The organism is Nocardia neocaledoniensis (genome assembly GCF_029868625.1).
Lineage (GTDB): Bacteria > Actinomycetota > Actinomycetes > Mycobacteriales > Mycobacteriaceae > Nocardia > Nocardia neocaledoniensis_A.
In genome coordinates this window covers 1-7,229 of record NZ_JARWOJ010000056.1, presented here as the reverse complement: position 1 = coordinate 7,229, position 7,229 = coordinate 1, and the positions used below count along the sequence as shown (strand labels likewise).

The window sequence follows — 7,229 nt, the reverse complement described above, 5'->3', positions numbered from 1 at the left end:
ACTCCGGCCCGGGGGGGGGGGGGGGGGCGCGGGGGGGGGGGGCCGGGCGCCGCCCCCGCCGGCGGGGGGGGGGGGGGGCCCCCCCCCCCCCCCCCCGGCGCGGGGCCGCGGCCGGCCCCCCCCGCGCGGCGCCCCGCCGCCCCCCCCCCCCGCCCCCCCCCCCCCCCCCCCCCCCCCCCGGGCCGGAGTCCTACGTCATCGACGACGCCGGGCTCGATCTGCCCGGCGCGGTGCTCCATGCCCTCGGCCAGTCCGAGGCGCTCGAGCTGTACGGAATGAACGCGCCCACCGAGGAACTGGCGCCGATCTTCGGCGACACCGGCGACGTCGCGGCCACCACCGAGCGGCTGAGCAAGGTCGGCAAACCGGCCACCGACGCGCAGACGCTCGCCTCGGCCCTGGTGGAGATCCACTCCTACGCCGAGATCGTCGGCGTGGCCTACGGTGACGGCACCCGCGACATCCAGGACAACCACATCGCCGTATTCAACACGCGCGCGGGCAGATTCATCATCACCGCCAGCGTGGCCGACGACGGCGTGAAGTGGTCGTCCATCGCCACCGGCACCAACGCGCGCCTGCGTACAGCGGTCGCCGACCTCATCGAGTCGCTGCCGGTGCGCGCGGAGTTCCCGATCGCGAACGCCGAGACCCGGGGCTAGCTCAGCCCATCGGGTCGTCGGGGGTCGGCTCGGCGTCGACCGCGAACGGCGGCGTGAACCTGCCCCAGCGCAGGCATTCCCAGCCGCCGTCCTCGGTCGGTAGCAGTTCGATGGTCTCGGTGTTGTCGAGATGGTTGTTGGTGGTGAACGGCGGGGCGATGCCGGCCAGCGTCATCGCGACCAGACGCATGGCGGCACCGTGGTTGACCACCAGCACGTCACCGTCGGCGTCGCCGGTCAGGAACTCCGCGCGCAGGCCTTCCAGCACGGGAACGATCCGGTCGAGCACATCGCGGCCGGATTCACCGCCGGGGGCGCGCAGGTGCAGCTCACCGTGGTGCCAGCCGCGGTAGATCTGCTGGAAGAACTCGTGGGCGGCCGGGTCGGAGCGCCCGTGCAGGTCGCCGACCTGCACCTCGAACAACCCGTCGAGCACGTTGACGGGCGAACCGGTGGCCGCCTCGATGTAGCCTGCGGTCTGCTTGGCGCGCAGGGCTTCCGAGGAGACCAGGATCCGCGGCGGGCGGGCGAGTCCGGCGCCGAACGCCTTCGCCTGTGCCACCCCGCGTTCGGTGAGCGGGAGCCCGGGCACCCTGGTGTCGAGCAGTTTCGCGACGTTGCCCTCGGTCTCACCGTGCCGAACCAACACCAGCTTCGCGCGTGTATTCATAGGTCAGCGACCCCCTTTCGCAATTGCGTCAACCATTCTGCGGCAGGTTCGTCCGACGGGGGCGGCGTTCCGACTGCCGAATACGCGGGCCAGGAACCGAGGAACCGGATCCGGGCCGTGCGGTGCAGAGCCTTCAGGGTTTCCGCGACCGCCGGATCGTCGATATGGCCGACGCAGTCCAGGTAGAAGCGGTAGGTGCCCATCGAGGTCCGGGTGGGACGCGATTCGATGCGGGTGAGATCGACACCGCGCGTGGCGAATTCGGCGAAGGCGCGCATCAGTGAGCCCGGCTCGTTGGGCAGTTCGAGCACGACCGAGGTGCGGTCGGCACCGGTGGCGTGCGGCGCGACGCCGGGCTTGGTCACCAGCACGAATCGGGTGACGGCCTGGTCGTGGTCGGCGACGCCCGCGGCCAGCGTGGCCAGGCCGAGCCGCTCACCGGCCAGCGCGGTGGAGACGGCCGCGTCGGCGGCACCGGCGGCCACGTCCTCGGCGGCGGCCGCGTTGGACGCCGATGTGAACGGTCGCGCGTCCGGCATCGTCCGCGCCACCCACTGCCTGACCTGGGCGGCGGCGACCGGATAGGCCGCCAGCGTGCGCACCTGTTCCAGCGTGACCCCGGGCCGCGCGACGATCGTGAAACTCACCTCGAGCTCGGTCTCGGCGACGATCTGTAGCCGCGGCCCGATGGCCAGCGAATCCAGCGTGGCCGGAATCGAACCCTCGACAGAACTCTCGATCGGCACCACCGCGCCGTCGACCTCGCCGGCGCGGATCAGCTCCAGCGCGGCGCCCTGACTCGGCGCGGCGACGCGCTCGACCGGGCCGTCGAAGGCCCCCGAGTTCTCGAACTTCGCCAGAGCCATTTCGGTGAAGGTCCCCGATGGCCCGAAATACGCTATACGCGGCACACCGAAAGATTAGCTGGATCGTTGACCGCGGGCCGCCCAGCTCAGGATTCCAGCACCCGCAGCGCCGCTGCTATCGCCTGCTCATCCGTAGTTTCGACGGCGAGCAGAACGCTTCTGGTCGCCTCGATCGCGGGCGGCTTCAATGCCGTGAGGAAGTCGAGGTCCGGCGCGGTGAGCGCGGTGGGGATGTCCTCGCCGCAGAGCGCGGCGACCGTGCCTGCGACGACGGCGACCGCGCGGGCGCCGCTGCCGGTGCGCGCGACGAACCCGTGTCCGGCGTGGGCGATGTGGACCAGGTAGGCGGCCAGCTCGGCGTCGGGAATGTCGATGTCGACGACCTCGGCCGGGTCCGGCGTGGAGCCGAGCGGCCGGACCAGACCGGCCACCAGGCTGCGCCGGGCGGGGGCCGACAGGCTGACCAGGACGGGTTCGGCGTGGTCGTCGTGGCTCATCGGTCCACCGTAGGAAGCGGATTCGCACGGCGATTCGCCGGGGTGTCCCTCTTGCGCGAAGCCGCTCTGTAACTTAGCTTAGGTTTACCTAATCATCAGTTCGCGGAGGTTGTTCATGTCGAGCCCAACCACGATCCTCGCGCCGACGACCGCCGAGCGCGTGCGTAGCGCCTGCGCGCACGCGGAGACGGCGGTGCTCGCGCTCCCCGGCATCGACCCGGTGCCGACCACGCTGCATCACCTGCGGCGCTGTGGTGATGCGGTGATCGCGGTGCCCGCCAGTTCCCTCGCGGCGGCGCTGGCGGCGACGGCCAACGAGACCTCGGCGGTGCTCGAACTCACCGACCACGCCCCGCTGCCGCTGCGCGAGCCGGTCCGGGCCCTGGTGTGGCTGCGCGGCTGGGTGCGGCAGGTACCGCCGCAGGCCCAGCGCGCCCTCGCGGTGGAAATCGCCAAGGACTACCCGCATCCCGGCCTGCTCGACGTGGGCCACGGGGTCACCCTGCTGCGGTTGGTGGTGAATTCGGCCGTGCTGGCCGACACCTCCGGCGCCGAATCGGTCGATCACGCCGACCTGCGCGCGGCCACCGCCGACCCGTTCTGCGAGCTGGAGAGCGCCTGGCTCCAGCACATGGCCGAGGACCACGCCGACATCGTCGCCCAGCTGTCACGGCATCTGCCGACCCGGCTGCGCGGCGGGCTGGTGCACCCGCTGGCCATCGACCGCTACGGCCTGACCCTGCGGGTCGAGGGCCCCGAGGGCGACCACGACGTGCGCCTGCCCTTCGCCAACCCCGCCGACGACATCGAGTCACTGAGCAAGGCGGTGCGCATCCTGGCCGGATGCCCGTTTCTGAACGGCCTGCGCCGCATCTGAGCCGGGCCGTCGCCACGCGCACTGCCTACACTGCGCGCATGCGCCTCGATCCGCCCACGACTGAGCTGAGCGAGCGGGAACGTTTCGGTCTCCGGGTGGAGATCGCCGTCGTCCTGCTGGTGACCTTCGGGTTGAGCGGGCTCAGTGCCGGCCTGTCGCTGCTCGACTCGGCACTCTCACCGGGCGGGGTCGGCGGGCGCACCGTGGCGCTGAACGCCTCCCGGTCCGACAACTCCTTCCTCGATCTGCTGTTCCAGCTCGTCGGCATCACCCGGCTGCTGGCCTGGGCGGCACTCGGGCTGTATCTGTTGTGGCGCAGCGGGATCGGGCCGCGGCTGATCGGCCTGGCCCGGATCGGTCGCGCCGATGTGCTGCCGGGGTTGGCGTTGGCCGCGGTGATCGGCTTGCCGGGGCTCGGGCTGTATCTGATCGCGCACGCGCTCGGCGTCAGCGTCACCATCGTGCCCAGTTCGCTGTCGGAGTGGTGGCGGTTGCCGGTGCTGATCCTGGCCGCCTGCGCGAACTCGGTCGCCGAGGAGATCCTCGTGGTGGCCTATCTGATCACCCGGCTGCGCAAGCTGGGCTGGTCGGAGAACCGGTCGCTGGTGGCGTCGGCGCTGCTGCGCGGCAGCTACCACCTGTACCAGGGCCTCGGGGGCGGGCTCGGCAACATCGTGATGGGCCTGATCTTCGGGCGGTACTGGCAGCGCACCAACCGGCTGTGGCCGCTGATCCTGGCGCACGCGACGATCGACGCGATCGCCTATCTCGGCTACAACGTGCTGCGCGGACGCGTCGGCTGGCTGCCGTGAGCGGCGTGTCTCCGCGTTTCGCGCTAACGGGTGGACGCGTACGGGGTATCCAGTAGTGACCGAGCGCGCACAACCGAGCCCGCGCACCCGACGATCAGTAGAGTTCGACAGTGATGAACGGCGATGATCCACGCAGGCGCCGGGTGCCGCCGACGGGCCGCCCCGGTGGCCCTCCGCTGCCGCCCCAGGGCCGCCCGCGTCCGGGCGCCCGACCGGTGCCGCCCGGCAACGATCCGACGGTCCGGCACGGCGGTCCGCACGACCCGACGGTCCGGCACAATCCGGCGCCGGGCCGCCCGGCATCGCACATCGAACCAACCCAGGTGCTGCACCGCGACGGCCGGGATCAGCCGCTCGCCTACTCACAGATGCCGCCTGAGCAGCCGAAACAGCGTCAGCACGCGCCGACGCAGCGTCCGGTTCCGCACCGCGAACCGATTCGGCACGCCCCCACTCAGCGCCCGGTCCCGCATCAAGATCGCGTCCCCCCGCGACGCACACCACCGCCGCCGCCCGACGCAGGCAGGCGGGCACAGCCACCGCGCCGTCGCCGCAAGCGTCATCCGTTCCGGTGGCTGACGCTGATCATCGTGCTGGTGATCGCCGGGCTGATCGCCGCCGTCGTCCACCTGGACAATTCGCTCACCCGCATCCCCGCGCTCACCTCCTACAGCGACCGGATCGGTGATACGCCGGGCACGAACTGGCTGCTCGTCGGCTCCGACGGTCGCGGCGACCTGTCCACCGAGCAGGAGGCCGAACTGGCCACCGGCGGCGACACCGGGCCCGAGCGCACCGACACGATCATGCTCGTGCACATCCCGGAGTCGGGCCCGACCACGATGGTGAGCCTGCCCCGCGACTCGTATGTCAGCGTGCCAGGCCACGGCAAGGACAAGCTGAACGCCTCGTTCGCCCTCGGCGGCGCGCCGCTGCTGGTGCAGACGGTGGAGGTGGCGACCGGTGTGCGGATCGACCATTACGCGCAGATCGGTTTCGGCGGCTTCGCCGGCGTCGTCGACGCGCTCGGCGGCATCGAGATGTGCCTGGAAGAACCGATCGTCGACCCGCTGGCCGGGCTCGATCTGCCCGCGGGCTGTCAGCGGCTGAGCGGTCCGCAGGCGCTCGGTTTCGTGCGCACCAGGGCCACCCCGAACGCCGATGTCGACCGGATGAACCATCAGCGACTGTTCATGTCGGCGCTGCTGAAGAAGGCGACGAGCGCCGGCACGCTGGCCAATCCGTTCGCGCTGTGGCCGATGGCCACCGGCGTGGCTGGATCGCTGAAAGTCGATGACGGCGACCACATCTGGAATCTGGCCGCGCTCGGCTGGGCGATGCGTGGCGACACCGTCACCACCAGCGTGCCGATCGGCGGCTTCGACGACACCGACGTGGGCAATGTGCTGCTCTGGGACAAGTCCAAGGCACCCGGTTTCTTCGATGCGCTCGCCAAGGATCAGCAGATTCCCGAGGACCTGCTCACGCGGTAACGTCGAGGCATGGCCGAGGACCGTTCGTTCACCGAGCTGCTGCGTGACCAGATCCGGCACGGTCTGACCACGGCGCAGCAATACCTTTCCGCCGCAGTCTATTTCGATACCCAGCGGCTACCCGAGCTGGCCGCGCAGACCTATACCCGCGCGGCGGAGAACCGCGGCCACGCGATGCGGATGGTGCAGTATCTGCTCGACCGCGATATCGCGGTGACGATCGGCGGACTCGACGAGGTGCGCGAGGAATATGATTCGCCACGCGCCGCCATCGCCTTCCTGCTCGACCGCGAGCGCACCGCCACCGGACAGATCAGCGCCTTGGCCGCGGCCGCCAGGGACGCGGAAGATTACCTGGGCGAACAATTCGTGCAGTGGTTCCTGCGTAAACAGGTGGACGACGTTGCGACGATGACCACACTGCTGACCGTGCTCGACCGCCAGGACAATTTGTTCCAGGTGGAGGAATTCATCCGCCGGGAACTCATCGGCGCTGTTCCGGTCGACAAAGCGGCCCCGAAAATGGCCGGTCAGGACAGGCTCAGTTAGGGAGTGCTTCGTTAGGAAATACTTCCCTCAATAAGGTTGCACTTGGATGACAACCCCATTTGACCAGGGTTAATGTGGCGGCATGTCGATTCATCCGGAGCCCCCGCGCAGCAAATTCCACAGCTTGCTTCAAGATCAGATCCGGCATGAGTTCAATGCCGAGCATCAGTACATCGCCATTGCGGTGTGGTTCGACAACAACGACCTGCCGCAGCTCGCCAAGCGTTTCTACGCGCAGTCGGTCGAAGAGCGCAATCACGCGTTGATGATCGTGCAGTACTTCCTCGACCGCGATATCAGCGTGGAGATCGCCGGCGTCGACGCGGCGAAGTCGAGTTTCGAGTCCGCCCGCGAGCCGATCGAGCTGGCGCTGGCCCAGGAGAAGACGGTCACCGACCAGATCATCCGGCTGGCCAGCACCGCCCGCGAGGAGGGTGACTACCTCGGCGAGCAGTTCATGCAGTGGTTCCTGAAGGAACAGGTCGAGGAAGTGGCCAATATGACCACGCTGCTCAACATCGCCGATCGCGCCGGGTCGAACATGTTCGATCTGGAGGCGTTCATGTGGCGCGAGCTGAGCGCGCCGAAGGAAGCTTCGGGCGCCCCGAGCGTCGCGGGCGGCAGCGTCTAGTTCGCTGCGGAGGGGGTGGGGGGGCGGGGGGGGGGGGGGGAACCGGGGGGGGGGGCCCGGGCGCGGGCGGGTCACCCCCCCCGGCTTCCCCCCCCCCCCCCCCCCCCCCAACCCCTCCGCAGCGAACTAGACGCTGCCGCCCGCGACGCTCGGGGCGCCCGAAGCTTCCTTC

Annotated in this window: 9 protein-coding genes; 6 read left to right on the top strand and 3 right to left on the bottom strand. The window is 70.1% G+C overall.

Annotated elements, in window-relative coordinates; genetic code table 11:
• Positions 1 to 662: ESX secretion-associated protein EspG (locus QH270_RS03295; RefSeq protein WP_280338834.1), on the top strand; the 662-nt coding region annotated here is incomplete at its 5' end.
• Between the two features lies 1 nt (position 663).
• Here QH270_RS03295 and QH270_RS03290 read toward each other — a convergent pair.
• Genes QH270_RS03290 through QH270_RS03280 form a run of 3 tightly spaced genes read right to left on the bottom strand, consistent with a single transcriptional unit; the run spans position 664 to position 2,695 of the window.
• On the bottom strand, positions 664 to 1,332 hold the full coding sequence (locus QH270_RS03290) for a histidine phosphatase family protein (RefSeq protein ID WP_280338833.1): 669 nt from the start codon (positions 1,330 to 1,332) through the stop codon (positions 664 to 666).
• Entirely contained in the window at positions 1,329 to 2,243 is a 915-nt protein-coding gene (gene pheA / locus QH270_RS03285; protein WP_280338832.1) for a prephenate dehydratase, read from the bottom strand. The genes QH270_RS03290 and pheA overlap by 4 nt, the downstream gene beginning before the upstream one ends.
• 41 nt (positions 2,244 to 2,284) lie before the next feature.
• Positions 2,285 to 2,695, bottom strand: a complete 411-nt coding sequence (locus tag QH270_RS03280) for a hypothetical protein (RefSeq protein WP_280338831.1) — start codon at positions 2,693 to 2,695, stop codon at positions 2,285 to 2,287.
• Between the two features lie 115 nt (positions 2,696 to 2,810).
• On the opposite strand from QH270_RS03280, the gene QH270_RS03275 reads away from it, so the two are divergent.
• The 5 genes from QH270_RS03275 (at position 2,811) to QH270_RS03255 (ending at position 7,057) form a co-directional block, all read left to right on the top strand.
• Complete coding sequence (locus QH270_RS03275) at positions 2,811 to 3,572, top strand: DUF2470 domain-containing protein (protein ID WP_280338830.1); 762 nt, start codon at positions 2,811 to 2,813, stop codon at positions 3,570 to 3,572.
• A gap of 38 nt (positions 3,573 to 3,610) precedes the next feature.
• Entirely contained in the window at positions 3,611 to 4,384 is a 774-nt protein-coding gene (locus tag QH270_RS03270; protein ID WP_280338829.1) for a CPBP family intramembrane glutamic endopeptidase, read from the top strand.
• 113 nt (positions 4,385 to 4,497) lie between these two features.
• Positions 4,498 to 5,877, top strand: a complete 1,380-nt coding sequence (locus QH270_RS03265) for an LCP family protein (protein WP_280338835.1) — start codon at positions 4,498 to 4,500, stop codon at positions 5,875 to 5,877.
• 9 nt (positions 5,878 to 5,886) lie between these two features.
• Positions 5,887 to 6,426, top strand: a complete 540-nt coding sequence (locus QH270_RS03260) for a ferritin (RefSeq protein WP_280338828.1) — start codon at positions 5,887 to 5,889, stop codon at positions 6,424 to 6,426.
• An 82-nt stretch (positions 6,427 to 6,508) separates the two neighbouring features.
• Entirely contained in the window at positions 6,509 to 7,057 is a 549-nt protein-coding gene (locus tag QH270_RS03255; protein WP_280338827.1) for a ferritin, read from the top strand.
• Positions 7,058 to 7,229: the final 172 nt, after the last annotated feature.